Genomic DNA, 25947 nt, shown 5'->3' on the forward strand with positions numbered 1-25947 from the left:
AATCAGTCTCTTTTTAAGTTTTTTAGAATAATTAATCCATCTCTTGAGAATTCCGGTTGACTTATATCTCTTAAAGACCAAGCTTTAGGATTAACTAGCCAAACTGGAAGGTAGGCACTTCCTTTTGCTGCAAGTTGCTCCACTTTTATTAAATTCTTTAATCTAATTTCCCCCTCTAATTCCTCACTTTTATCTAATAATTCTTGTACTTCATTATTACCCCAGAAACTACCACTAAAAACAGCCTCGCCCTTAAGGCAAGTATTATTCTTTATTTCACTACAACTTAATAAAGGATTTAAGTATGCTTCTGGATCTGGATATGCTCCAGTCCAATCTAGTATCACTGCTTCAAAAGCCTCTTCGGAAAGTTGTTTGTAAACCGTGGTTGATTCAATTCCATTTAAAGTTATTTTTATACAATCAGATAAATCTCTTTTAATTTGATCTTTCCATGTAAGGGCAAGTAATTTATCAGCAGGTACATTAGATCTAAATGTTAATGGAATAGTAAGAATATCTGCTTCACAATAACCTTCTTTTTTTAATAAAGATCTTGCAAAATTAGGATCATATTTAGGCCACGGAAAAAGTTCTTTTTTATGCAATTGAGGAGGGACTATTGACCTAAGGGGTTTTCTGGTTCCAAAACTTACTTGCTGACTAATTAGTTCTCTATCAAGCGTATAGGAAAGAGCCTCCCTAATTGTTTTGCTTCCTAAAGGAAATTTGTTACTCTTAAAGGTAATATATCCTATCTCTATTGGTTCACCTTCACCTGAGTTAAGCTTTTTTTTTCTAACCATATTGTTTAATGTTAAACGCTGCATATCATCTATCGAATTTGATATTAATACGTCAACTTCTTTTGCTTTAATAGCTCCAAAAAGAGTACTAGGATTACTATAGTTTATAAAGTCAATTCCTTTATTTAGAGGCTTTTTGCCCCAATAGTTTTTGAAAGGTTTGATTATTTGTTGATTTGAGCTAAAGTTTTCTAGTAAGTAAGGGCCCGTTCCTATAAAACTTTTATTATTGAATTTATCTTTGTAGTTTGAATAAGAATCAGGAGAAATAGGTGTTAAATTGACTGATGTTAATAAACTTTTTAAAGAACTCGAGGGCTTCTTCAGTTTTATTCTTAAGAGAAATTCATCTTTGACTTCAATAGCTTCTATTTTGTCATTTAATAGGTAATTTAAAGTACCTATTTTCATAAAGCGATCAAGGCTAAACTTCATTGCGTTTGCATTAAAAATACTTCCATCGTGAAAAGAAATATTTTCTTTAAGCGGTATGTCTATGATCAATCCATCCTTACTAGCTATTGGTAAACCACTTGCTAGGTTTGGGGAAAGATTCCCTTCCTTATTTAGTTTGTATAAAGTATCACCAAGAGCACTTAATATTTGTAGTGTCCTAAGAGTATTTGCTTGAGCAGGATCAAGAGATTCTATTTTACCAGCACTTGCTACAATAATATTTTCTCTTTTCTTATGTTGAACGCATGAAAACTGTAGAAGGAATAAGAAAATACTGGATATTTTTATAATATTATTAATATAATTCTGTTTTAACATTTAATATATGATTCTAAAATGATTTTTAATGAGATCACTTTTTAGTGATTTGGAGATACTTGTTTGATAGAGATCTCGAAAACTGGAGATCCGTTTGGATTAAGTGGCCATTGACGAACCCAGCATTTTTTATAAGCATTATCTATTCCTAATACTTGAAAAAGCTCTTCTTGATTCTTTAGGTAAACACAATCTCCTTGATTAATATTTTTCGCTACTTCTTTTTTGGATTTTTCAATTACGTTTTTGGATGATGTCATGGTTTAGTTTCGAAAAGAAACTTAAACTAAAATTTCTTTTATTATATTTATATACTTAGCAACTTAATTTTGATTTGACTAGTTTTCGTTAGCTAAAGGCAACCCATCGTTGCTGCAATCCTTTTAACTTGTGATAAATTTTTTATTTCTAAAAGAGCCTCTTCAAGCTGACCTTGTTGAATTTTGTGAGTAATAACTACTATCTCGGCCTCCTCGTCAGTTACATCAAATTGCACAATTGATTCAATTGATATTTTCTTTTTCCCGAAAATTGTACCTATCTCTCCAATCACTCCAGGACTATCATTGGCAATTAGCCGAATGTAATTCTTTTTCGTAATTTGTTTCTTTTCTGCTACGTGACAATTTCTCCAACTCATTGCTGATAGAAGTGGATCTAAGTTAAAGATATTGTCTTCACTCATAGACTGAATACCTGCGATGTTAAGTATGTCTGCAACGACAGCTGAGGCTGTTGGACCTGATCCTGCACCTGGTCCAAAAAACATTACTTGTCCGATAGGATTTCCTTCCACAAGAATTGCATTGTTCACTCCATTTACTCCTGCCAATGGATTATCTTCTGGAACCAATGTGGGCTCAACCCAAATTGATAGGGGTTGACTACCTTCGGTCTTTGATGGAGATTTGTCCTTCTCGGAAATAGCCAGAAGTTTAATTCCATAACCCAATTTTCTAGCATAATTAACATCTACGGCCTCTAGGTGGTTTATTCCAGTAGTTGGAATGTTAGATCTGTTAATTGAACCACCAAATGCAAGGCCACTAAGAATTGCAATTTTGTCAGCAGCATCTGATCCCTCTACATCAGCGGCAGGATCACTTTCTGCATATCCAAGCTCTTGGGCATCTTTTAAAACATCAGCATAATCAACTCCTTCTTTATCCATTCTAGAAAGAATGTAATTAGTTGTTCCATTTATTATTCCGCTTACTTTCGTTATCTGATTTCCACCTAAAGATTGCTTTACAGGCTCAATTATTGGGATTCCTCCTCCTACTGCTGCTTCGATGAGTACATAAACCCCAGCGGCTTTTGCTTCATTTGAAATTTCTTCACCATGTCTTGCAATTACTGCTTTATTTGCAGTTACAACAGATTTACCTGCTCTTATAGCTTGGATGATTAGTGATTTTGCTGGCTCTATACCACCCATTACTTCAACAATTATTTGAATATTGGGATTGGTTACTATCTCTATTGGATTTGTCGTGAGTATTGAATCAGGTATGATTATATCTCTTTTCTTTTGGAGATTTCTTACAGCAACACCAACAAGTTCAAGTTCTCCAACTAATGGATGTCTATCATTTGGGTTGTTAATGATATTTGCGACACCTTTCCCAACAGTGCCTAGGCCAAGTAAACCGATACCAACTTTTTTCATGTTTTTATAAGGCGATAATTTTGTTTAAATACTATTTATTCATTATTTGAGCTAGGTAATGAGAGATTTTTAGCTTGGGATCTCATTTTTAGGAATATGTTGAGAAAACCATTTGCCCTTGATGGAGTCAAGCTTTTGCTTAGTCCTGTCATCTCAATGAATTTTTCATCTATTGAGAGTACTTCAAAAGGTGTTAAATCATTCAAACCTTTTATTAGAAAAGCAAGTAACCCTTTTGTTATGAGTGCGTCTGAATATCCTTTCCATTGAATTTTTCCATTCAAAAGAATTCCTAGAACATATACTTCTGAAATGCATCCTTTTACTTTAGTAGTCTCTAGGTGAAGATCTTCATTTAGTAATGGCAAGCTTTTAGCTAGCCATAATATATATTCATAGCGCCTTTTGGGATCTGAAGTTGATTGTAGACGCTCTATGAGATTATCTAATGAATCACTCCCGTAAGATTTTTCTTTGATTTCAGTCACCTCTTCAGATCAAGAATCTATTTATATTAAACCCTAACTAATTATTTAGTTGCTTCAATTTGATGCAGACCTTTTTCGCTAATCCAACCATTAAATGGGACGTCCCACTTATCTCTAGGAAGAGTTGTTTTAGATATGCAATTATTACTGATCACCACAAATGATGGTATTGAAAACCACAAATCTTTTTGTCTAAGACGATCAAAGTACCCTCCCCCATAACCTAATCTGTAGCCTTCTTGATCAATTGCTATTGCAGGAACAAGCAGGATAGAAATATCATTAGGATTGATAGCTTTTTCTCTCTTTGGTGCTGGGATTCTGTTTGAATCTAGCCCTAATTGATTATTTGACCAATGATAATAACTTATAGCTTTAGTTTTAGAACTCGAAGGCAAAGCAACTTTTTCGTTTCTATTGTCTTTGATAAATCTTATATCTACTTCACCTTTTAGAGGCCAGTAAATGCCTATATATTTCTCTTTAAGATGATATTTAGGTAGAAGTATTTCTAATGCTGATTTAACATTGAACTTTATTTTCTCATGTATTAATGATGAGTTCGAATTACGTATTAGATTATATTCTTTTCTTTTAATTTCTTTATTTAATTTAATATCATCATACTTATTTTTCATAAATTAGTATTTTCTGAATTTGAGTTGAACTATTTAAGATAGATTCCAGTCAGAGCAATTGCTAGTGCATCTGCAGCATCATCCGGTTTTGGCGGGGAAGTGATATTAAGTTCATTCATCACAGAACTCAAAACTTCATCTTTATCCGAATGACCATATCCAGTAACAGCAAGTTTTATTTGCATTGGTGGAAATTCTTGAATTGGAAGATTGTGCTTTCCTAAAGTCATCATTATAACTCCGCGAGCTTGGACAACACTAATTGTCGTGCTTGAGCGGTAGAAAAAAAACTTTTCTACCGCTGCAGAACTTGGATGCCACTTGTTTATTATTGAGCTTAAATCATTTGAAATTTCTACGAGTCTATTTTCTTCTTTTTGTTTTGATTTTGTTTCTATAATTCCACAATCAAGCATTATTTTCTTTCCTTCTATTTCATCAATAATTCCATAACCAACTCTTGCTAATCCTGGATCTATTCCAATTATGCGCACTTAATTTTTTGTAGCTAGCTCAAATTCAGATACATCATAACTTTCATTTCTCTCAAATACTTTGCAAAAAGCTTTTATTACTCTATCTCCAGAATCAACTGTTTCAAGAGGATCTTTTCGAAGTCTATGCCTTAAAGCTGTTGAGATAACCCGAGCAATATCTTCTTCAGTCACCTCTTTTCTTCCTTCAAATGCTGCGAGAGCTCTGGCTGCCCGATTGGTAACAATATCTCCTCTAAGGCCATCAACATCAAGTTCACCGCAAACAGCAGAAATACTAAGTCTGAGTTCTTCATCGATAGAAACCTCTTTAAGTAAGTTTTGGGCATTAACCACTTTTTGTTGAAGCGTGTCTTGTTTCCCCTGAACCGAATCGCTAAAGGAGTCAGGATTCTCATCAAACGCTGTGCGTTGATCAACAACTTGAACGCGAAGTTTTGCTTCTCTTACGGTTCTTACTTCTACGCTCATGCCAAATCGATCAAGTAACTGCGGCCTTAATTCTCCTTCCTCAGGGTTACCTGAACCAATAAGTACAAACCTTGCAGGATGTCGAACAGATATACCTTCGCGTTCGACTGTATTCCAGCCAGACGCAGCAGAGTCAAGAAGAACATCAACAAGATGATCATCTAGCAAGTTAACTTCGTCAACATATAGCAATCCCCTATTTGCTTTCGCTAGGAGTCCTGGTTCAAAAGCTCTAACACCTTCACTAAGAGCCTTTTCGATATCAATAGTTCCACAAAGTCTGTCCTCAGTAGCACCTAATGGTAGATCAATCATCGGTACTTGTTTCTCCCCTTTTTGGATGTCACTACCACTGTCTATTCTCTCTCTAACGTCATTGCTTTGCAGGTCAGGATCATCAAGAGAGCTGTTATAGGGATCTCCTTCAACGACTTCGATGGCTGGCAAAAGATCTGCAAGTGCTCTTATGGTAGTTGACTTCCCAGTGCCTCTATCGCCCATTATCATTACTCCGCCAATTCTCGGGTCGATAACATTTAAAAGAAGCGCTAGCTTCATTTCCTCCTGTCCAATCACTGAGGTGAATGGAAAAACTCTGCGTTTTCTAGTTGAACTCACTTTCTTAGTACCATTATCAAGATTGTTTCATAAGCAGGCCACTTTAGATTGATAAAGTTCAAAAAAAAAATGATAATGAAAAGCAAAAGTTTATTTAAACCAGTAAAAACTTTAATTTTGATTACTTGATTTTTGATCTGGCACTAAAAACGGGACTAATTCTGCTGATAAATTTCTTATCAACTCAGGAGATCTTGGATCGTTAAATGGACCTTTAACTATAAAACTGGCAAATGACTTGGAATTATGAGGAGTTTGAATTAGAGCGGTATCTGAATAAGAGATTCCAATGTCACCAGTTTTATTGTGAACTAAATAACCTTTTAATGAAAGATGGTAGTCAATGTCTTGAGATTTTTTACCAAGACCTCTTAAAATTCCAGAGGGTATTAATGTGTTGGTTTTTGATTTTTGCATTATTTCTCTAAAAATATCTCTTGATCTAACATTAAGAAGATAACCTTTATCTACAAGAGCTATTGCTAAAGAAAGATCCTTAGTTGATGTAAGATTTGTTCCATCTAGATCAGGTAGATAGTTATTTATTTCTGTATTTTTTAATCCAATTTCTTTGAATTTTTGATTGACAATGTTGATTCCGCCTATTCTTTTTATTAGTAAATTAGTTGCTGTATTATCACTAACTCTAATCATTTCCGAAGCCACTTCAAAAACATGGAATCCCTCGCCAATCTCTTGATAGGCCATCCAGCCTGAACCGCTACCAATTAAATCTTCTGTAAGTATCAACTTCTCATTCCAAAATATTTCTTCTTCCTCTAGCATTCTAAGTAGAACGATTAGAATAGGGACCTTAATACTGCTTGCTGCAGATAGCTTGATTTCAGATTTTATTTCTGCATAGACTTCATTATCTAATGATAGGAAAAAAGCACTAACATTTAGATCTGGATGTTTAACTATAAGATTTTCCCATTTTTTAATTAATTCTTCTAGCCTTTCAAATCTTTGTAATTTATCATTATAAAATAATGATAAATTTGACTTTCGACTTAGTAATTCTCTCTCAAAGGATCTTTTTGATTTCCCTACTTCTCTAATTACTTTATTTATTTTATTGCTTTGATTAATAGGACCAGAAATTCTTAGGAAGGTCCCAATTAAAACAGATAAACCTATGCTAGTTAATAATATATTTGTTATTAATTTGAGATGACTTTTCACTTTGAAATTAATGAATATAGATCTTTCCTGTTTATTGTAGCCTGTTATCTTAATTAATCATTTTTATTTTTAATTTTCCATCTTGCTTGGCTAATTATTCCTCTAATTAGTGCAACTTCATCATCTTTTATCTCACCTCTTATTAGCAATTTTTTGATTTTCGCCATTTTAGCTTCATAAGTATGTTTCATTAAGAAACCAATATCAAGCAAAAGACTACCTGCATCATTAATACAATCATCTAATTTAATTAAATTAGCAGGATAGCTTATTTTATTATTGGTTTTTAATAAACCAATCTCATTAAATTGATTGAATTGATGAAGAACAATCGCTACTGCATGCGAAAGATTTAATGATGGATAATTTTCACTTGTATTAAGACTAATTACTTTATTTGCTTTTAGAAGCTCTTCGTTAGATAAACCTCGATCTTCCCGTCCAAAAACTAGAGCTATTTTTTCTTCTCTTTCTGATTCAAGAGCCCAGCAAAGTGCTTCTTTATTTGAATTAAGCGGAATATCTCCATGCTCTTTTCTTCCAGAAGTAGCAATAACTCTAGAGCAGTCTGAAAGTGCTGAATTTATATCTTTATGTACAATAGCTTTTTCTAATATTTTCAATCCTCTGACAGCCATTTTCTTTGCTTCTTGGTCTAAATAATCGCATCTAGGAGAAACTATTCTTAATTCCTGAACACTAAAGTTTTCACATAGTCTTGCAACGCTCCCAACATTGATGGGCCCTGATGGCTCAACAAGTACTACTACTAGAGTCTTTTTATTAACCACTATTTGTTGAGAGAGTGCATATATGCCAATAGGTCAGCCATTGATTCAGGGTCAATTTCAAAACTTGGCATTGGTGGAGTCAATCCCCGAATAACTTGATTAACAATTTTTTTATCACTCATTTCTTGGGTCACTTCGTGGAGGTCGGGCCCTACAAACCCTTGAGCGGAAATTCCATGGCAACCCACACAATTGATTTTGAATAATTTGCTTCCAGATAAAGCTTCACCTTGAATAGATAAAGTTTCAGTTATGAAAGGATCTTGTTTAAAGCTTCCAATAGCCCAAAGAAGGATAATGAAGGCAAAAGTGGCAGTAGATAATAAGAATATTCGCCAAGAGCTAATCTTTTGGTCCTTATTAATTGATGCTTTTGATGAAGGAGTATTCACTAAAACCTCTTTAACATGAAAGAATTGTTGATATTAATCATGAGAAATGCGAGCCAATGATTGAGCCTCTCCTATGTGGGATTGTTCTAGGACTTGTTCCCATAACTTTATTAGGTCTTTTTGTTAGTGCATGGAACCAGTATCGTCGAAGCAGTTCAATGCCTGATTGGGAATAAGAAAAAGAAGAGAGGTGTTTCCATAAAATTTCTCTTTATTTAATTTCCAACCATTATGTATTCTTGGCATTGATTTTGACGAGCATTCGCATATCAAAATAGTTGATTTTTTAATCCATTGTTTAGACAATAAAAGTTCTTGAGAAAGTTCATATAACCCAGACTCGTAGGGAGGATCAAGAAAAACAAAATCAAACTTTGTATCAGGACTTAGAGAATCTTTGGTGAATCCAATTGTTTTGTTTTTGGGCCCTTTTTTAAGAAATGAGATCAATTCATTGCAGATGACTTCAACATGTATTGAATGAGCCATCGTATTTGATACCTCAATAAGGTTTCTCTTGCATGTTTTTGCTGTTTCCCTCTGTTTCTCAATTGCAAGAATCCTTTTTACACCTTTTTGAAGAGCCTCACATGCCATTGCTCCACTTCCGCTACATAGATCTAGCCAACTTGCTTCTTCGAGTTTGTTCCCAATAATATTAATGATTGCCTCTCTTACTTTAGAGGAAGTAGGCCTTGTCTTTGGGCTTAAAGGACTTTCTATCCTTTTCCCCGAAATAAGTTTCAGTTTACCTTTCAAACTAAAATGTCGATCTTTTTAACCATTTAAGCCAATTAACAATGAGTTTTTGTCCTGCGATCCCTGATTTTTCTGGATGAAATTGACATGCACCAGTATTTTTATGCCACACAATTGATGAAACGTTGGTTTTTCCAAATTTTGTCTTAGCTACGATGTTTTTTTGTTCGAAAGGACACGCTGAATAAGAATGGACGAAATACATCCAATTAGAATCAGGATAGTTTTCTAAAATAGGACATTCGTTTGTTTTATATATTGGAGACCAGCCAATATGAGGTATCCTCTCATTTTTTTCTTGGGGTAATTTACGAATATGCCCTTTTATAACTCCTAAACCTTTTGAATTTCCCTCATCACTAGTTTCAAATAAAAGTTGAAGACCTAAGCAAATCCCAAAAAGTGGCTTACCGTTATTTACCCAGTTAGTTATTGAAGGAATTAAATCAGTTTTTCTTAAATTATCCATAGCAGGATCAAAAGCACCTACTCCAGGAAGAATTAGAGCATCACAATAACTAAGCGATTTGATATCGCGAATAATATCTAACGGTTGATTCACCCTTTTAAAAGCTTGTTGAACGGAAAAAAGATTACCCATTCCATAATCTATTAATCCAATTTTTGCCAATAGATTTACCTTGAAATCATTTGATAGGTCTTTGAAAGATAAAATCTTTAATTAGAGATTAAAGATGTTTGGATATTGTTCCAGAGAGGGTTGCTTTAGGAACTGCACCAACAACAGTATCAACTTTCTGCCCTCCTTTAAAGATCATTAAAGTTGGTATGCTTCTTATCCCATATTGACTAGCGACATTGGGGTTCTCATCGGTGTTTAATTTGAAAACTTTTATTTTGCCTTCGAAATCTTTTGAGATTTCTTCAACAATTGGTGCAACCATCCTGCATGGTCCGCACCATGGTGCCCAAAAATCAACCAAAACAGGCACATCGCTCTGGAGGACTTCTTGTTCGAAAGAGGAATCAGTTACTGCAGAAGCTGTGGACATACCTTAGGAGTCTTACGAACTAGATCATAACAATTGTATTTTGCCTATAAAAAGCTTTGCTGCCATTTTTAAACGAAGTTTGAATATTTATTTGAGTGATTTGAATAAGAAAAGCCCGAAAATGTCGAGCATTTGTGTGTGTGAGGAGCGTGAGAGCTAAGGCCCTCACTTATTAATTCTAGCGATTGTATTTAATTCTGAAATCTTTCGGTATCTTTATTTTCCCATTCCAAGTTGTTGTGCTTTTTGGTAAACTTTTCCTTCTGTTAACAGAGAAGGTGCAACAACTACCTCAACTTTTTGCATTTCTTTGATATCCGTAGCACCTAGAGTTCCCATAGAGGTTTTGATGGCTCCTAGTAAATTGTGGGTTCCATCATCAAGAATTGCAGGGCCACATATAATACTTTTTAAACTTCCTGTAGTCCCAACTTTGATCCTTGTCCCTCTAGGTAGGACAGGACTTGGAGTTGCCATTCCCCAATGAAAACCTTTCCCAGGAGCTTCCTGAGATCTTGCAATTGGGGATCCAATCATAACTGAGTCAGCACCACAAGCTAAGCATTTGCAAATATCCCCACCAGTGATAATTCCACCATCAGCAATAATTGGAACATACTTTCCGCTTTCTTTTTGAAAAGCATCTCTTGCAGAAGCGCAATCAGAGATAGCGGTTGCTTGAGGGATGCCAACACCTAAGACACCTCTTGAGGTGCATGCTGCTCCAGGTCCGATACCTACCATTACTGCTGCTGCTCCTGCTCTCATTAGTTTTAAAGAAACTTCATAAGTAACACAATTGCCTACGGCAACGGGCATTCCAATGTTTTTGCAAAGATCAAAAAGGTCAAGATTCTGGCTTCCTTCTTTGCCCAGGTGTTCTGTAGAAACAACAGTTGCCTGTAAAAAAAACAAGTCTGCTTCTGATTCTTTGACTAAGTCTTTATATTTAATTGCAGCCAATGGGGTTCCGCTTACGGCTGCAATTCCACCACTTTTTTTTATTTCTTGTATTCTTTTTAAAATTAATTCTTCTTTTATCGGTTGCTTGTAAATTTCTTGCATTAGAGGAACAAATTCCTCTTTACCAATGGATTGAATTTTAGTTAGGACTTCTTCTGGATTTTTATATCTAGTTTGGACTCCTTCTAGATTTAAAACACCTAGGGCCCCTAACTTTGACAGGGCGACTGCCATGTTTACGTCCACAACTCCATCCATCGCACTAGCGATTATGGGAATATCTCTTTCAATTCCACCGATTTCCCAGTTGGTTTTTGTGATTTCAGGGTCAACCGTTCTTCCTCCTGGAACTAATGCAATCTCATCGATTCCGTAGGCTCTTCGAACAGTTTTGGTGCGTCCTAGTTGAATATTCACACCTAAATTTTATAAGTTCTCGTCAAACTACCAACTGAAGTGCCAAATTGAGCAAATGTTGGGAATAGATAATCAAGATTTTGCATTTTCTTGCTAATTAAGAAGATGAATTTGGAATGGTTTGAGTCGATATAGTTCATTTTTTTTGTAATGGTTGATTTGGTTAAAGGTGATTTACTTTCAGATTTATGGTTATTCACTTTAAAAGGTTTATTAATTCACAGATGTTCTTATAATTGGTAAAACCTTTATATATGGCTGATCCATTGGGACCTAATAGTGCTGGTCCCGGGGAATCCGATGATCGGATCATCCAGACTGATTTAAGAAACGAAATGTCGCGCTCCTATTTGGAATACGCGATGAGTGTGATTGTTGGGAGAGCTTTGCCTGATTCGAGAGATGGACTTAAGCCAGTTCATCGAAGGATCCTATATGCCATGTATGAGCTTGGACTAACAAGTGATAGGCCATACAGGAAATGTGCACGTGTGGTTGGAGAAGTTTTGGGTAAATTCCATCCCCATGGTGATACAGCTGTTTATGACGCTTTGGTAAGGATGGCGCAAGATTTTTCAATGCAGATGCCCCTAATTGATGGGCATGGAAATTTTGGATCTGTTGATAATGATCCTCCTGCTGCAATGAGATATACCGAATCCAGATTGCAATCTTTAACTACTGATAGCTTGCTTGAAGATATTGAATCTGAAACAGTTGATTTCGCGGATAATTTTGATGGATCTGTTCAAGAACCAACAGTATTGCCGGCAAGAATTCCTCAATTGTTATTAAATGGCTCGTCTGGAATAGCTGTAGGTATGGCAACCAACATACCTCCCCATAATTTGGTCGAATTGATTGATGGATTGATGGCCTTAATTTCTAATCCCCAGTTAGAAGAAATAGAGTTGATGAATATAATCAAAGGTCCAGATTTCCCCACTGGTGGACAGATACTTGGCAGAACTGGAATTAAGGAAACATATCTTTCTGGTAGAGGTTCAATAACAATGCGTGGAGTTGCTGAAATAGAAACCATTGAAAATCCAGGGAGACCAGATAGGGATGCAGTGATAATCACTGAACTTCCTTATCAAACAAATAAAGCAGCATTAATAGAACGTATCGCTGATATGGTCAACGATAAAAAACTTGAAGGCATCGCAGATATAAGGGATGAAAGTGATAGAGATGGAATGAGAATTGTTGTTGAATTAAGAAGAGATTCATATCCTCAAGTTGTTTTAAATAATTTATTTAAGCTCACTCCTTTGCAGACTAATTTTAGTGCGAATATGCTGGCATTAGTTAATGGTGAGCCAGTTACATTGTCACTGAAAATGATGTTGCAAGTATTTTTAGATTTTAGAGTAGAAACAATTGAAAAAAGAACTAAATATCTTTTAAAGAAAGCAGAAAGTAGAGATCATATACTATTAGGATTATTATTGGCTTTAGATCAGCTAGATGAAATAATTAATCTTATTAGATCAGCCTCTGATTCTGCTACTGCTAAAAGTAAATTACAAGAACTGCATGGATTAACAGATCTTCAGTCAGATGCTATTTTACAGATGCAGCTAAGAAGACTGACAGCTTTAGAGGCAGATAAAATAAGATTAGAACATGAGGATTTAGTTGAAAAAATAATAGATTTAAAAGATATCTTAAACAAGAAAGAAAGGGTTTTTGAAATAACAAAAATAGAATTAAATGAAATTAAAGAAAAATATAATTCTCCCAGAAGAACAGAAATTCTTGATCTAGGAGGAGGCCTTGAGGATATTGATTTAATTGCGAATGAGAGATCAGTAGTTTTGTTGACCGAGACAGGTTACTTAAAGAGAATGCCTGTTAATGAATTTGAAGCAACGAGTCGAGGTACTAGAGGTAAAGCAGGAACCAGAAGCCAAGGCGAGGAAGAAGTGAAAAAATTTATTAGTTGTAATGATCACGATAGTCTTCTCCTTTTTAGTGATAGAGGAGTTGCTTATGCACTTCCGGCTTACAGAGTTCCTCAATGTAGTAGAAATGCAAAAGGTACTCCTATTGTTCAATTGCTTCCAATTCCAAGGGAAGAAGCTATTACTTCATTACTTTCAGTGAGTTCTTTTGATGATGAAAACTATTTATTAATGCTTACGAGGGGGGGCTTTATAAAAAGAACACCTCTTTCATCTTTTAGCAAGATTAGAGCAAATGGATTAATTGCAATAGGTTTAGAGGATGGCGATGCTTTGACTTGGGTTCGATTAGCTGAATCTGGCGACAGTGTTCTGATTGGTTCCAAAAATGGAATGACAATTCATTTTAGATTGAATGATTCTGAATTACGGCCATTAGGCAGATCAGCAAGAGGGGTTAGGTCAATGAATCTTAAGTCTGGAGATTCTCTTGTAAGTATGGATGTTTTATCTACTGAGTTGGCTGACCATGTTGATAAAAGTGATGTACAAGATGAGCTTGAGGATGAATCATCAGTATCAGAAGGCCCTTGGGTACTTGTTGCCTCTGGAAGTGGACTAGGAAAAAGAGTCCCTGTGACTCAATTTCGCTTGCAAAAAAGGGCAGGAATGGGACTAAGAGCGATAAAATTCAGAAAAGACGGTGATGAGCTTGTAGGCCTAAGAGTTCTAGGTAAAGGGGAAGAATTATTATTAGTTAGTGAAAGGGGAGTAATTGTTAGAACTAGTGCAGATAAAATTTCTCAACAATCAAGAGCTGCAACTGGGGTAAGGATTCAGAAACTTGATAATGGTGACAAGTTGTCGGAGGTCGTTTTGGTTCCTCCAGAACAAATTAATGATGAAGAAGGAAAAGAATCATCCACAACTGATGAACAAATAAATACTGATCCAATGTCTGAAAATTGAAATTGATTGATTCTGCTGATGTATTGGTTATGGGAGCAGGACCAGCTGCTCTTTGCATCACTGCTGAGTTGGTTCAACAAGGACTTAAAGTTCAGGCGATAGCTTCTAAGTCTCCTCTAGAACCTTGGCCAAATACTTATGGAATTTGGGCCGCTGAACTTGAGTCTTTAAATTTGCAGGAATTACTCAAATATAGATGGAAAGATACTGTTAGTTTCTTTGGAGATGGATTGAATGAAAAAGGTAATATTTGTACAAATCACTATCTTGATTATGGCCTTTTTAATTCAATTAATTTTCAAGAAGCTCTTCTAGAAAGATGTAATGGACTTACTTGGCAAGTTGAGACAGTAAAGAAAATAGAGTTTGGTGAAAAAGAAACAACTGTGATATGCACTTCTGGAAACAAATATTTTGCCAGGTTAGTAATTGATGCAAGCGGTCATAAAAGTCCTTTTATAAGAAGACCTGACCATGATGATATTGCTAAGCAAGCGGCATATGGTGTGGTTGGAAGATTTAGTTCTGCTCCAGTAGAGAAGAATCGTTTTGTATTAATGGATTTTAGACCAGACCATTTAAGTTTAAGTCAATTAAGTGAGCCTCCTTCTTTCCTTTACGCAATGGATTTGGGAGATGGAAGTTATTTTGTTGAGGAAACTTCCTTGGCATGTGCACCTCCAGTTTCATTTGAAATTTTAAAATCAAGATTAATTTCACGACTATCAAGTAAAGGAATTCAAATTGAAGAAATAACGCATGAAGAACATTGTCTTTTCCCTATGAATTTGCCATTACCTTATAGAGATCAACCTCTTTTGGCCTTTGGAGGTTCGGCTAGCATGGTTCATCCTGCGTCTGGATATCTTGTTGGATCACTTTTAAGAAGAGCACCCTCATTAGCAAAGGAAATAGCAAAAACAATTAAAAATGATCCTCTTATGCCTACATCTCAGATAGCTAGAAGAGGATGGAAAAAACTATGGAATACTGAATTAGTTCAAAGACATCGTCTTTATCAATTTGGACTTCAACGATTAATGAGTTTTGACGAATCCCTATTAAGATCCTTTTTTGATACTTTTTTTAAACTACCCAAAAACGATTGGTATGGATATTTAACTAATACTCTTCCTTTGCCAAGACTATTTATTGTTATGCTCAAATTATTTTCTATTGCCCCATTCAAAGTTCGATTAGGAATGATTAATTTTTTAGTAAAAAAGAAAAGTTAGGTTTTCTTTTTCCAATCTATTGGAGAAATTAAAGGAAATATACAATCCTCTCTTTCTATCCTTTTTAAAGTTTTCTGATTGATAATTTTATTATCTTTAATTGTATTAATTAACATCCAAAATCTTTTTAGATGCAAATTTATTCTTTCTCTTGCAAGCTCAGTAGTAGTTCCTGCCTTAAGAATAAAACTCCAATCAGAGGATTGACATAATAAAAGTTCTCTTCCAGCCTGACTGATTATCTTGATATTTGATTCATCTATTAAACCTTTTGAACAAATACTTACCATTTCTCTCCCGGCTTTACTCCATTCATGCACAATCCATGCATTTGACTTGTCTAACCAATAATTATGAAATCCACCTTGTCCCCAACTAGAAGGAGAAGGATTACATAATTGTATTTTTGATGTTACTTGTAGTGCCTCTTTTAGAGTTATTAATTTAATACCTTGATTTTTTGATTTGATAAATATATTAGAAAGAAATATTGGGCCTTCAAACCACCAATGACCAAACAGTTCTGCATCAAAAGGAGCAATTAGTAATGGCTCTATTTGCATTGAGTTTTCAAGCTTTATTAATTGTTTCTTTCTGGCCTTTAAATAATTTTCGGCGTCTTTTTCAACGCTTTCTTTTGCAGCTTTTGGGTCATATTTTTCTTTGTCAGCTAAAGATGTATTTTTAGAAGAAATCTTAAATAATTTAATACCTAAGGGCCTTTTCTCTTGTAACCCTATTTTTTTTAGGTTCTCTATTGATAAATCCCAACCCAAGTCTCTGTGGAATTCTCTGTAGTTTGGATTACCTGGATAACCATCCCTTGCTGACCAAACGGGAAGAGTTGATTCACTATCTCTCCCAAAGAAAGCCACTCCTCTTTTAGTGCAAATAGGAGCATATAGACCATATCTTGGTCTAGGCTCTGCATTCAATAAACCATGCCCATCAAGAACTGCATATCTAAGGCCAGCTTCAGCCATTAATTCATCTAAACCTTCGTAATAAGCACATTCAGGTAACCAAATACCCATTGGAGCGTTCACAAAAAGGCGCTGATGCTCCCTTACAGCTGTTTTTAATTGAGCTATAACTGCTTCAGGGTTTTCTCTTAAGAGTGGAAGATATCCATGAGTGGCTGCACAGGTGAGAATATCAATTACTTCTGAGGCTTGTAATTTTTTAAATCTTCCTATTAGATCACCTTCACAGCTCTTCCAGCTTTTTAATTGACGTTTTAAATGATCTTTTAGATGTATTAACGCTGCTATGCATTGTGTTTCTAACGTATCTAAGACTTCTAACCTAATGGCTACCCATTCTTTAAAGCGATTTTTTAATACTTCATCTTCTAAGAGCGAAAGCAACGTAGGCGATAACCCTATTGTGATCTTAGGTGTTTGATCTTTTGCTTTTGAAGCTTTTTCTAGAGTTTCTAAAAGTGGTAAGTAACATTCCACTAGAGCTTGAAAGAACCAATCCTCCTCTAAGGAGCCAGGCTCTTCTGATCTCACGTAAGGTAAATGGGCATGCAGGACTATGGCGAGATTGCCTTTAGGCATTAAAACTCCTAGATTTTTGGAATAGATCCATCGATACTTATACTCTTTATTCGTACTAGAAAAGATAAACTTTAAGTTCAGCTTTAAATCTAGTTAAATTAGATTCTTAAATAAGATAGTTAAAATTAATTAATTTTGATTTATTACTTAGAAATTTCCCATTTAATTTGAGATTAAATCTTAGATTTTTACTGTTTTAGAAATAAAAAATATAAAAAGATCAATTAAATAGTTAGAAACTTAATATTTTGTGTAAAAATTTGTTAGATATATACTACAATTAGTTTAATTCATATAGATCTTAATAAGGTCTAATTATTTTTATATATTTAATGCTATGGCCAAAGATCCAGGCCGAGTTTTAATTTTTGATACCACATTAAGGGATGGAGAACAATCCCCTGGCGCGAGTCTTAATTTAGAAGAAAAGTTGGCTATAGCTCAACAATTAGCAAGATTAGGCGTAGATGTTATTGAGGCAGGATTCCCTTTTGCTAGCCCTGGCGATTTTGCTGCAGTACAGAAAATAGCTGAGCAAGTAGGAGGAGAAGAAGGACCTATTATTTGCGGTCTATCAAGAGCCTCAAAGCCTGACATCAAGGCTTGTGCTGATGCGATTTCTCCAGCTCCAAGAAAAAGGATTCATACCTTTATCGCAACAAGTGATATACATCTTGAATATAAATTAAGGAAATCTAGAAAAGAAGTTCTTGATATTGTCCCAGATATGGTTAGCTATGCTAAAGGTTTTGTTGATGATGTTGAATTCTCTTGTGAAGATGCAGCAAGAAGTGATTTAGATTTCTTATATAAAGTTATTGAATTGGCTATATCTTCAGGGGCGAACACTATAAATATTCCAGATACAGTTGGGTATACAACCCCTTCTGAATTTGGAGATTTAATATTAAACATCAATAAAAATGTTCCAAATATAAATGAAGCAGTTCTCTCAGTTCATGGTCACAATGACTTAGGGCTTGCAGTGGCAAACTTCCTTGAAGCTGTAAAGAATGGAGCGAGACAGCTTGAATGCACTATTAATGGAATTGGAGAGAGAGCAGGTAATGCTGCTTTAGAAGAATTGATTATGGCCCTTCATGTAAGAAGATCATATTTTAATCCGTTTTTTGGTAGGCCTCCTGAATCTCCAACCCCTTTAACAGCAGTCAGAACAGAGGAGATAACTAAGTCCTCTCGCTTGGTTTCAAATTTAACTGGTATGGTCGTTCAACCAAATAAAGCAATTGTTGGTGCCAACGCTTTTGCGCATGAATCTGGAATACATCAAGATGGAGTATTAAAAAATAGGCTTACCTATGAAATCATCGATGCAAAAACAGTTGGCTTGTCTGACAATAAGATTTCTTTAGGTAAATTGAGTGGTAGGAGTGCAGTTCGAGCTAGATTAGAAGACCTTGGATATGATTTAAACAGAGAAGACCTTAATGAGGCTTTTGCTAGATTTAAAGACTTAGCTGATAGGAAAAGAGAAATAACAGATCGTGATCTGGAGGCCATCGTCAGTGAACAGGTTCAACTTCCAGAAGCTTTATTCCAGTTGAAATTGGTCCAAGTAAGTTGTGGAACATCCCTCATGCCCACTGCAACAGTAACTGTCGTTGGAGAAGATGGAGAAGAGAAGACTGCTGTATCTTTAGGCACAGGTCCTGTTGATGCAGTAGTGCGAGCTTTAGATTCTCTAATTGATGAACCTAATGAATTAATTGAATTCTCTGTAAAGTCTGTTACGGAGGGAATAGATGCTTTAGGAGAAGTTACGATTAGAATCAGAAGAGATGGGAGCTTATTCTCCGGCCATTCTGCTGATACTGATGTTGTTGTTGCAGCGGCACAAGCATACATAAATGCTCTTAATAGATTAGTAGCTGCCGAGGGAAGGAAATCCATTCATCCTCAACATGATTTGGCTCAAGTAGATAAAAAAGGGGTTTGATATTTTTTAGAGTATATTCTCGAATTGAAATAGAGTTGAGTAAATTTTTCTAGGAAAATAGCCCATAGGCCTTTTTGAAAGTTTAATATGTATTGTGACAATTTAAAAGGCGCACATAAATGGCTTTAAAAAGAAATCTTTATCGACTTATTGGACTTGATGGATCTCCTCATCATGTCTTAGATTCTCCATATGAAAGTATAGAAGCAGCGCTTGGCGCGGCAAAGCTGTGGTGCAACGGTCAAGGTTTGAGATGCACAATTAAAGATAAAGGTATAGGTGTACAAGTACTTGCAGGAAATGGAACTTGGAGAACTGTTTGTTATCCATCTAATTGTTTGCAAACTGCTCTCGTTTGAAATTGATTATTATCATTAATACTATGTTTTTATTTAAGAGAATAATTTTTTAAAAATGGGTTCAGGAATGCGCGGCTACTGGATACTTACTTGGTTTGGCTTGATCTCAAATACACTTGCAATTCCTTTTATTGCCTATGTAGTTGTATCAGGCCCTCCGCTGCAAACTGCAAATATAACTATTGCTATTAGTCTTGCTTGGCCATCTGCAATAACTGGGATTGTGGCCTCAGGTGGTTTATTCGCTCAAAGAAGTTGGGGAGTTATTTTGTCAATCGTAGCTTTATCTATGACGCTTTCAGGGACTTTGCCTTATGGGATCATCAGGTTAATTAAAGTGAATGATTTTTTTGGTATTAGCGGTCTATCATTGCTAATTGCTTTTCTGAATTTATTAGCCCTGCTCTACTGGTGTAGAAGAGGCCATAGACGAATTAGACTTTAGCTAAGACTGTTTTTAATACTAGATGTTATTGCTTTTACCTTGAATTAAAGCTGGGATATTTCAATCTTCTGTGACGCATCCTCCTCCATACAGATACAAAGGCCCTAAGTATTATTTCTATTTCTGCTCTAGTTAAACTACTTTCTTTTAATTGGCCATCAATCTGACGCGATTGAATTATTCTTCTGACTGTTTTGCAGGCATCTTTATCTGAAGAGGAAGCGTCTAGTGCTCTCAATGCAGCCTCGCACCCATCTGCCAGCATAAGGATCCCAGTCTCTTTTGAGTGAGGAATAGGCCCTTTGTATCTGAAATGTTTTTCAGAAGCAGAAGGATCACTTTCTCTAGCTTTATGAAGAAAATAACCCATTTTTAAAGTACCTTGATGTTCTGGAATGAAGTCAGCAATGGGCGATGGAAGTCGATATCTCCTGGCAAGCTTTAATCCTTCATCTACATGGGCTTGAAGAATATCGGCACTTTTATATGGATTTTTGATTTCTTCATGCGGATTTATTCCATCTTTCTGATTTTCAATAAACCAATTAGGAGCATGTAGTTTCCCGACATCATGATAAAGGGCTCCAGTTCTTATCAAGTCAACATCCGCTCCAATCACTCTTGCACCTTCCTCTGCAAGACTTAAAATTGTTAAAGTATGTTCAAATGTTCCTGGTGCTTCTCTAGATAAACGTCGAAGTAACGGACGTTCTTGATCTGCTAGCTCCATTAATCTGGCTCTTGTAAGTAATCCAAATGTATTTTCTAATATAGGAATAATTAATATTGTTGCCATTAGCATTGCACTTAAAACAAGTGCCTCATTAAGAAGAGAATTAGGATCAAAAGATAGATTATTAAAGTCTAAATTTTTTGTTTTAATTATTTGATTAAAAATAAACCATTGTCCTAATAGTGCACCAAAAGGTATAAAAACAGCTATTTGGAGAATTTGTGCACGGCTTCTCATCCTTCTGCCTAAAAAGGCTACGAATGAACCAGCAATACAAGCAATTATTAATCTAACTTCACTTAATCCATTAAGAGATGTTGGCCAAATCAAGCTAAAAGAAGCTATCCAAGCTAATGAAGTTGTTGTACCTATTCCTTGTGAAAGAAGGAGTGTTGGAGGTAATATTAATTGCAATGGACTTGCAAGTGGACCTAGCCAATCTTTTGTTAATTGAACTACAAATAATAAGGTTAAAGAAAGTAATCCATGCCTAGCTTGAAGTCTGGGCTTCTCTCTTCTCATGATCATAAGAAGTAATCCACAACTTCCAATAGATTCCGTGAAAGTTATTAACCACTTTATGGGCCTAGGACTTCTGCTAATTTTATTAAAATGTTCAAGAACATCAAACTCTTGAGAACTGATTGGCTTACCTTTCTTTGATATTAAGCTACCTTCTTTAACTTTTATAATATTTTTACCATCTTTAGTCATTAAATTTTCAAGTAATATGTTTGTTTTTGAAGAATCAACTTTTAAATTACTTTTCTGGTAAAAACTACTCGTTAATACTTTTGCTCCCAATGATCTATTTGGAGATTCTTTTATACCTAGATTTTCCAATTGTAAAGATGAAGCTTCATTTAGTTGATCAAGTGCAAGTGTATTAATAATTCCTTGAGAAAGCATTCTCTTTGAAGCTGTTTTTATTTCTTCTTCCCATTTTTTCAATTCACTCTTAGAAGCATCGATTAGCCAACTTTTTTCTGAATTAGTAGGATTTATATTATTTATAGCTATTTCAAAATTAGAATTTTTTAAACTACGAAGTTTTTTGATTTTCTTTAAAACAATCTTTTCTAAATTATTAGATTGATTTTCATCGATAACTTGGACAAAACTTTCTTCTAAGCTTTTTCTTTTTTCTCTTAACGCCTGTGTATCTAGTACGGATGCATCCTTGGGGGCTATCTCGTTGATTTGCGCAATATCGCCTGGTTTGAGATCGGGAACAGCAAGTAACTTATAACTTGAAAATATTGCTACTAATAGGCAGACCATTAATAGAACTAACTTGTCAGTAGCTGACCAGCGAAGTATCGGTCGTCTGGGAGATTGACTCCCTAACCAGATTCTCCAAATTTTTTTTGGACTGGGTAATTTAGCCACAGATTTTTTCACCTACGCCTTAACGCTAGGTTTAATGCGTTGATTAATTGAACTTGTATTCATTTTATTTATGCCAAACATTTTAGATGGAAAAAAACTTGCTCAGGAGATTGAACTCACTCTTAAACAGACTATAGAATCTGGATCGGAAGTTGCGAAACGTCCCCCGGGTCTTGCAGTCATAAGGGTTGGTAACGATCCTGCGAGTGGAGTTTATGTGAATTACAAGGAAAAAGCATGCGAACGAGTAGGTGTAAGAAGTTTTGCAAAACATTTGAAAGAAGATATTTCATTGGAAGAACTTAGAGAAATTATCAAAAATTTAAATGAAGAAAAGGATATTGATGGAATTTTATTGCAACTCCCTTTGCCTTCGCATCTTGATGAGGATTCCTTGCTTAGTAGTATTGACCCTGATAAGGATGCTGATGGATTGCATCCTTTGAACCTTGGACTATTGATAAAGGGGGGAAAAGGCCCAAGATCATGCACCCCTGCAGGGGTTATGTCTCTGCTTAAGCGAAACCAAATCAAAATTGAAGGGAAAAGAGCAGTAGTAGTAGGGCGCAGCATTCTAGTGGGGAAGCCAATGGCCTTAATGCTTGAAGCTGCAAATGCCACTGTCACGGTTGCTCATTCAAGAACTAAAGATTTACCTTCTTTAACCAGGGAGGCTGATTTACTTATAGTGGCTGCTGGGAAGCCCTATCTGATTGGAAAAAATCACGTAAGTGAGAATTGTGTCGTTATTGATGTCGGCATTCATAGACTTCCGCCTGAGCAAGAAAACCTTAAAGAGAGTAAAAAGACCAAACTTTGTGGAGATGTAAAGATGTTTGAGATTGAAGATAAAGTAGCTGCTTATTCTCCTGTTCCTGGAGGTGTGGGGCCTATGACAGTAACAATGCTTCTAGCTAATACGGTTGATAGGTGGCAGAAACATTGCGGATTACCTACAACTATTAGTCATTTACTTCCATGAATCACAATGTCCTGACAGAATTGATACGAATCGATTTTTTGCATGCAGGAGGCAATCGCTTCTTTTGACTTCGCTGAGTATCTTGAGGAATCTAGAGCTCTAGTTGAAGATGCGCTGGATGCGTCTCTAGGCCCTGAAAAGCCAGAAAAATTAAGAGAATCTATGCGCTATTCCCTTTTGGCCGGGGGAAAAAGATTAAGGCCAATTCTTTGTCTTGCTGCTTGCGAACTTGCTGGAGGCGAAGTCGAAAAAGCTCTGCCTACGGCAGTGGCTCTGGAAATGATTCATACGATGTCTCTTATCCATGATGATCTGCCTTCAATGGATAATGATGATTTGCGTCGAGGTCGTCCTACAAATCATAAAGTCTATGGAGATGCGGTAGCAATACTTGCTGGGGATGCTTTATTAACTAGAGCTTTTGAGATGGTATCTATACGGACAAGGGGGATACCATCAGAGAGACTCCTGAAAATAGTTGGTGAGCTCTCATTAGTGGCAGGTGCTCCTGGATTAGTGGGAGGCCAAGTAGTAGATCTTGATTGCGAAGGGAAAGAGGTTGATTTGGAGACCCTAGAGTATATTCACCTGCACAAAACAGGAGCTTTGCTAAAGGCATGTGTTACTTGCGGCGCCTTGATTGGTGGAGCCGATGAGAAGCTTCTCGAAGCATTAAGCATCTATGCAAGAGGAATTGGATTGGCATTTCAAATAATTGATGACATCCTTGATGTAACAGCAAGTAGCGAGGTGTTGGGAAAAACAGCTGGAAAGGATTTAATTGCTGATAAAACTACTTATCCCAAATTACTTGGCCTTGAGGAATCAAGAAAGAGAGCTGATCTATTAGTAGTTAAAGCAAAAAATGCTCTTGATCCTTGGCCTGAGAAATCAAAACCTCTTCTTGCATTGGCTGATTACATTACAAATAGAGATAGATGAGTACTAATTCAGCTTTCGAATCTCAATTAATTTTTTTTCTAGATAACGCCGTGTTGGCTTGGGGGCTGGCAGCATGTGGTCTTGCTCAACTTTCTAAATTATTATTTGAATTAATTTTTAATCAAAGGTGGAGACCATCAGTACTTATTGAAACAGGCGGAATGCCTTCAAGTCATTCTGCATTGGTAACAGGAACTGCTGCAGGAGTTGGACTTCAGCTTGGTTTTGATGATCCAGTATTTGCTTTGGCATCAACCATCGCTTTTATTGTTATGTACGACGCTTCTGGGATAAGAAGATCGGCAGGTTTAACAGCTGCAAAAGTTAATGAGATTTTAAAGGATAAATCAAAAGAGTTATCGTCCGAAACTATTTTAAAAGAATCTTTGGGACACACCAAAATCGAGGTGTTGGTGGGAAGTTTTCTTGGACCTATGGTCGCTTTGCCAGGTATTTTCTTTATTGGATCTCCTTTGGATATCTTGCACCTCATCGGCTTATTTTCTGTGTGAAAGAAGCAAAAATAAAAGAATATTGTTTTGACTTAACTAAGGACCAAGAAAAATCTCTTGAATTGTTTTGTGAATGGCTAACGACCCCGTATTCTTTCAAACCCTTTGTGATGAAGGGGGTTGCAGGTAGCGGAAAAACATATTTATCAATGAAACTATTGAAAAAGGTAGACGAGTTGGATTTGTGTTGGACTGTTGTTGCACCAACTCATAAGGCTGTGGGTGTTTTAAGGGAGGGATTGAAAAGTGAATCTATTCAACCAACATGGTTCCCCTCTACTATTCACCGTTTGCTTCGACTTAAGTTGAAAAGACAAGCAGATGTCGAAATATGTGAAAAATCAGATCAAACCGAGAGCTCTTTGGAGAATTTAGGACTTGTTTTAATAGATGAAGCATCAATGATTGATTCAAATTTATTGGAGATAACTCTTGAATGCGCAAGATGTAATTCGACTCGATTGGTTTTTGTTGGTGATCCTGCTCAACTCCCACCTGTGGGAGAAAGTTCTAGCTCAGTTTTCTCAATGAAACGAGCGGTGAATTCTGAACTCAAGGAAGTTGTTCGTCATCAAGGACCTGTGCTGAAATTGGCAAAAATCATTAGAGACGGACAGATCTCTTGTGATCAGCCTCCAATATTGCCAATTATTAACTCTAAGAAAGGGAATGTAGGAATATTAGATAGGGATAGTTGGCTTGAAAAAGCCAAATCAGCATTGAGGTTATCTTCTTTAGAAGATGATTACGATAGAGCAAGAATTTTGTGCTACACGAATAGAATTGTTGATAATTTAGTTCCTCATGCAAGAAGAGCGATTCATGGGGATATGGCTGATCAATATCAGGTTTTACCTGGGGAGGTGTTGATTAGCCGCAAAGCGGTCATGGTAAATGCTTCATTAAACGAGAATGAGCTTGGAGAAGAACCAGATATTTTAATTAGTTCCAATAGAGAAATGTTGGTAGAAGATGTAATTCCAAATAGTTTTGACTTGGGTTCTTTAGAAATCCAACAAGATATTGAAAATTTTCTACCTGTTGTTGAAACTCAGATAGCCAAAGTAAGGTGTGAGCAAAAAGAATTTTCTTTGAGGTTAATGCCTCAAATAGGATCTAAATCTCGTATTGCTTTAGACCTTACTTTGAACAAATTGAGTAATCATGCAAGAGAAAGAGGGAAAAAAAATAGTGGTTCAATTTGGAAGCTTTTCTTTTTTATAAGAGATTCATTCGCTTCTTTAGGACCTGCTTCTGTACTTACAATTCACAGGAGTCAAGGTAGTACTTTTGGAGACGTTTTTATAACTTCTGATGTTTTCTGGCCTAAAGACATTGAATTTAGAAGACGGCTTGTATACGTTGCTGTAAGTAGAGCGAGCAAAGGAGTATGGATTGTTGGTGATAATAAAAGTAAGATAAATCAATCTCTTTTAGAGAAATTATTAATCGAGTAATTTGGAAAATTTTATTTTTA

26 protein-coding genes are annotated in these 25947 nt (G+C 35.8%); 10 read left to right on the forward strand and 16 right to left on the reverse strand.

Going from position 1 to position 25947, the window contains the following annotated elements; genetic code table 11:
• Positions 1-2: 2 nt before the first annotated feature.
• From SIB75_RS03430 to SIB75_RS03475, 10 genes are all read right to left on the reverse strand, one after another.
• The gene (locus tag SIB75_RS03430; RefSeq protein WP_413684096.1) at positions 3-1580 is read right to left on the reverse strand and encodes an ABC transporter substrate-binding protein; all 1578 of its coding nucleotides are present in this window, start codon (positions 1578-1580) and stop codon (positions 3-5) included.
• A gap of 41 nt (positions 1581-1621) precedes the next feature.
• The gene (locus tag SIB75_RS03435) at positions 1622-1840 is read right to left on the reverse strand and encodes a hypothetical protein (RefSeq protein ID WP_413684097.1); all 219 of its coding nucleotides are present in this window, start codon (positions 1838-1840) and stop codon (positions 1622-1624) included.
• Between the two features lie 92 nt (positions 1841-1932).
• Positions 1933-3249, reverse strand: coding sequence for a homoserine dehydrogenase (locus tag SIB75_RS03440; RefSeq protein WP_413684098.1), 1317 nt, complete (start codon positions 3247-3249; stop codon positions 1933-1935).
• 35 nt (positions 3250-3284) lie between these two features.
• Complete coding sequence (locus SIB75_RS03445) at positions 3285-3737, reverse strand: SufE family protein (RefSeq protein WP_413391181.1); 453 nt, start codon at positions 3735-3737, stop codon at positions 3285-3287.
• 41 nt (positions 3738-3778) lie between these two features.
• Positions 3779-4375 (reverse strand): 5-formyltetrahydrofolate cyclo-ligase, encoded by a 597-nt coding sequence (locus SIB75_RS03450; protein ID WP_413684100.1) that lies wholly within the window; start codon positions 4373-4375, stop codon positions 3779-3781.
• Between the two features lie 29 nt (positions 4376-4404).
• Positions 4405-4869 carry a crossover junction endodeoxyribonuclease RuvC gene (ruvC, locus tag SIB75_RS03455; protein WP_413684101.1) on the reverse strand — a complete coding sequence of 155 codons (465 nt, stop codon included), beginning with the start codon at positions 4867-4869 and terminating at the stop codon, positions 4405-4407.
• Complete coding sequence (gene bchI, locus SIB75_RS03460) at positions 4870-5958, reverse strand: magnesium chelatase ATPase subunit I (RefSeq protein ID WP_413684102.1); 1089 nt, start codon at positions 5956-5958, stop codon at positions 4870-4872.
• Positions 5959-6069: 111 nt separating this feature from the next.
• Positions 6070-7143: a serine hydrolase gene (locus tag SIB75_RS03465; RefSeq protein WP_413684104.1), complete on the reverse strand. Its 1074-nt coding sequence runs from the start codon at positions 7141-7143 to the stop codon at positions 6070-6072.
• Between the two features lie 53 nt (positions 7144-7196).
• Positions 7197-7934, reverse strand: coding sequence for an RNA methyltransferase (locus SIB75_RS03470; RefSeq protein ID WP_413684105.1), 738 nt, complete (start codon positions 7932-7934; stop codon positions 7197-7199).
• A complete protein-coding gene (locus tag SIB75_RS03475) occupies positions 7934-8326 on the reverse strand; it encodes a c-type cytochrome (protein WP_413684107.1) in 393 nt (130 codons plus the stop codon). Before SIB75_RS03475 ends, SIB75_RS03470 begins: the two co-directional genes overlap by 1 nt.
• A gap of 56 nt (positions 8327-8382) precedes the next feature.
• Here SIB75_RS03475 and petG point away from each other — a divergent pair, with 56 nt between their 5' ends.
• Entirely contained in the window at positions 8383-8502 is a 120-nt protein-coding gene (gene petG / locus SIB75_RS03480; RefSeq protein ID WP_011294783.1) for a cytochrome b6-f complex subunit V, read from the forward strand.
• On the opposite strand, the gene rsmD is transcribed toward petG, so the two are convergent.
• From rsmD to SIB75_RS03500, 4 genes are all read right to left on the reverse strand, one after another.
• The gene (gene rsmD, locus SIB75_RS03485; RefSeq protein WP_413684108.1) at positions 8450-9085 is read right to left on the reverse strand and encodes a 16S rRNA (guanine(966)-N(2))-methyltransferase RsmD; all 636 of its coding nucleotides are present in this window, start codon (positions 9083-9085) and stop codon (positions 8450-8452) included. The genes petG and rsmD overlap by 53 nt on opposite strands.
• A 1-nt stretch (position 9086) precedes the next feature.
• Positions 9087-9716 (reverse strand): imidazole glycerol phosphate synthase subunit HisH, encoded by a 630-nt coding sequence (gene hisH / locus SIB75_RS03490; RefSeq protein WP_413684110.1) that lies wholly within the window; start codon positions 9714-9716, stop codon positions 9087-9089.
• Between the two features lie 58 nt (positions 9717-9774).
• Complete coding sequence (trxA, locus tag SIB75_RS03495; protein WP_038653576.1) at positions 9775-10098, reverse strand: thioredoxin; 324 nt, start codon at positions 10096-10098, stop codon at positions 9775-9777.
• 216 nt (positions 10099-10314) lie between these two features.
• Entirely contained in the window at positions 10315-11478 is a 1164-nt protein-coding gene (locus SIB75_RS03500; protein ID WP_413684111.1) for a GuaB3 family IMP dehydrogenase-related protein, read from the reverse strand.
• A 254-nt stretch (positions 11479-11732) separates the two neighbouring features.
• Here SIB75_RS03500 and gyrA point away from each other — a divergent pair, with 254 nt between their 5' ends.
• Positions 11733-14354 (forward strand): DNA gyrase subunit A, encoded by a 2622-nt coding sequence (gene gyrA / locus SIB75_RS03505; RefSeq protein ID WP_413684113.1) that lies wholly within the window; start codon positions 11733-11735, stop codon positions 14352-14354.
• A gap of 5 nt (positions 14355-14359) precedes the next feature.
• Positions 14360-15589 (forward strand): lycopene beta cyclase, encoded by a 1230-nt coding sequence (gene crtL / locus SIB75_RS03510; protein ID WP_413684781.1) that lies wholly within the window; start codon positions 14360-14362, stop codon positions 15587-15589.
• Here the strand turns inward: crtL and SIB75_RS03515 are convergent.
• Entirely contained in the window at positions 15586-17151 is a 1566-nt protein-coding gene (locus SIB75_RS03515) for a glycoside hydrolase family 57 protein (RefSeq protein WP_413684114.1), read from the reverse strand. The genes crtL and SIB75_RS03515 overlap by 4 nt on opposite strands.
• Positions 17152-17488: 337 nt before the next feature.
• Between SIB75_RS03515 and SIB75_RS03520 the strand changes: the two genes are divergently transcribed.
• The 3 genes from SIB75_RS03520 (at position 17489) to SIB75_RS03530 (ending at position 19912) form a co-directional block, all read left to right on the forward strand.
• Positions 17489-19108, forward strand: a complete 1620-nt coding sequence (locus SIB75_RS03520; RefSeq protein WP_413684116.1) for a 2-isopropylmalate synthase — start codon at positions 17489-17491, stop codon at positions 19106-19108.
• 119 nt (positions 19109-19227) lie between these two features.
• Positions 19228-19467 (forward strand): hypothetical protein, encoded by a 240-nt coding sequence (locus SIB75_RS03525; protein WP_413684117.1) that lies wholly within the window; start codon positions 19228-19230, stop codon positions 19465-19467.
• Positions 19468-19534: 67 nt separating this feature from the next.
• The gene (locus SIB75_RS03530) at positions 19535-19912 is read left to right on the forward strand and encodes a hypothetical protein (protein ID WP_413684118.1); all 378 of its coding nucleotides are present in this window, start codon (positions 19535-19537) and stop codon (positions 19910-19912) included.
• A 34-nt stretch (positions 19913-19946) separates the two neighbouring features.
• On the opposite strand, the gene SIB75_RS03535 is transcribed toward SIB75_RS03530, so the two are convergent.
• Positions 19947-22034: an HDIG domain-containing metalloprotein gene (locus SIB75_RS03535; protein WP_413684119.1), complete on the reverse strand. Its 2088-nt coding sequence runs from the start codon at positions 22032-22034 to the stop codon at positions 19947-19949.
• A gap of 70 nt (positions 22035-22104) precedes the next feature.
• Here SIB75_RS03535 and folD point away from each other — a divergent pair, with 70 nt between their 5' ends.
• The 4 genes from folD to SIB75_RS03555 are packed head-to-tail and all read left to right on the forward strand — an operon-like array spanning position 22105 to position 25927.
• Entirely contained in the window at positions 22105-23016 is a 912-nt protein-coding gene (folD, locus tag SIB75_RS03540) for a bifunctional methylenetetrahydrofolate dehydrogenase/methenyltetrahydrofolate cyclohydrolase FolD (RefSeq protein WP_413684120.1), read from the forward strand.
• 42 nt (positions 23017-23058) lie between these two features.
• A complete protein-coding gene (gene crtE, locus SIB75_RS03545) occupies positions 23059-23958 on the forward strand; it encodes a geranylgeranyl diphosphate synthase CrtE (protein WP_413684121.1) in 900 nt (299 codons plus the stop codon).
• On the forward strand, positions 23955-24470 hold the full coding sequence (locus tag SIB75_RS03550; RefSeq protein WP_413684122.1) for a divergent PAP2 family protein: 516 nt from the start codon (positions 23955-23957) through the stop codon (positions 24468-24470). The genes crtE and SIB75_RS03550 overlap by 4 nt, the downstream gene beginning before the upstream one ends.
• Positions 24467-25927, forward strand: a complete 1461-nt coding sequence (locus SIB75_RS03555; protein WP_413684123.1) for an ATP-dependent DNA helicase — start codon at positions 24467-24469, stop codon at positions 25925-25927. Before SIB75_RS03550 ends, SIB75_RS03555 begins: the two co-directional genes overlap by 4 nt.
• The last annotated feature ends 20 nt before the right edge of the window (positions 25928-25947 follow it).

Origin of the sequence: Prochlorococcus sp. MIT 1011, from assembly GCF_047305235.1 — a bacterium.
GTDB lineage: Bacteria > Cyanobacteriota > Cyanobacteriia > PCC-6307 > Cyanobiaceae > Prochlorococcus_B.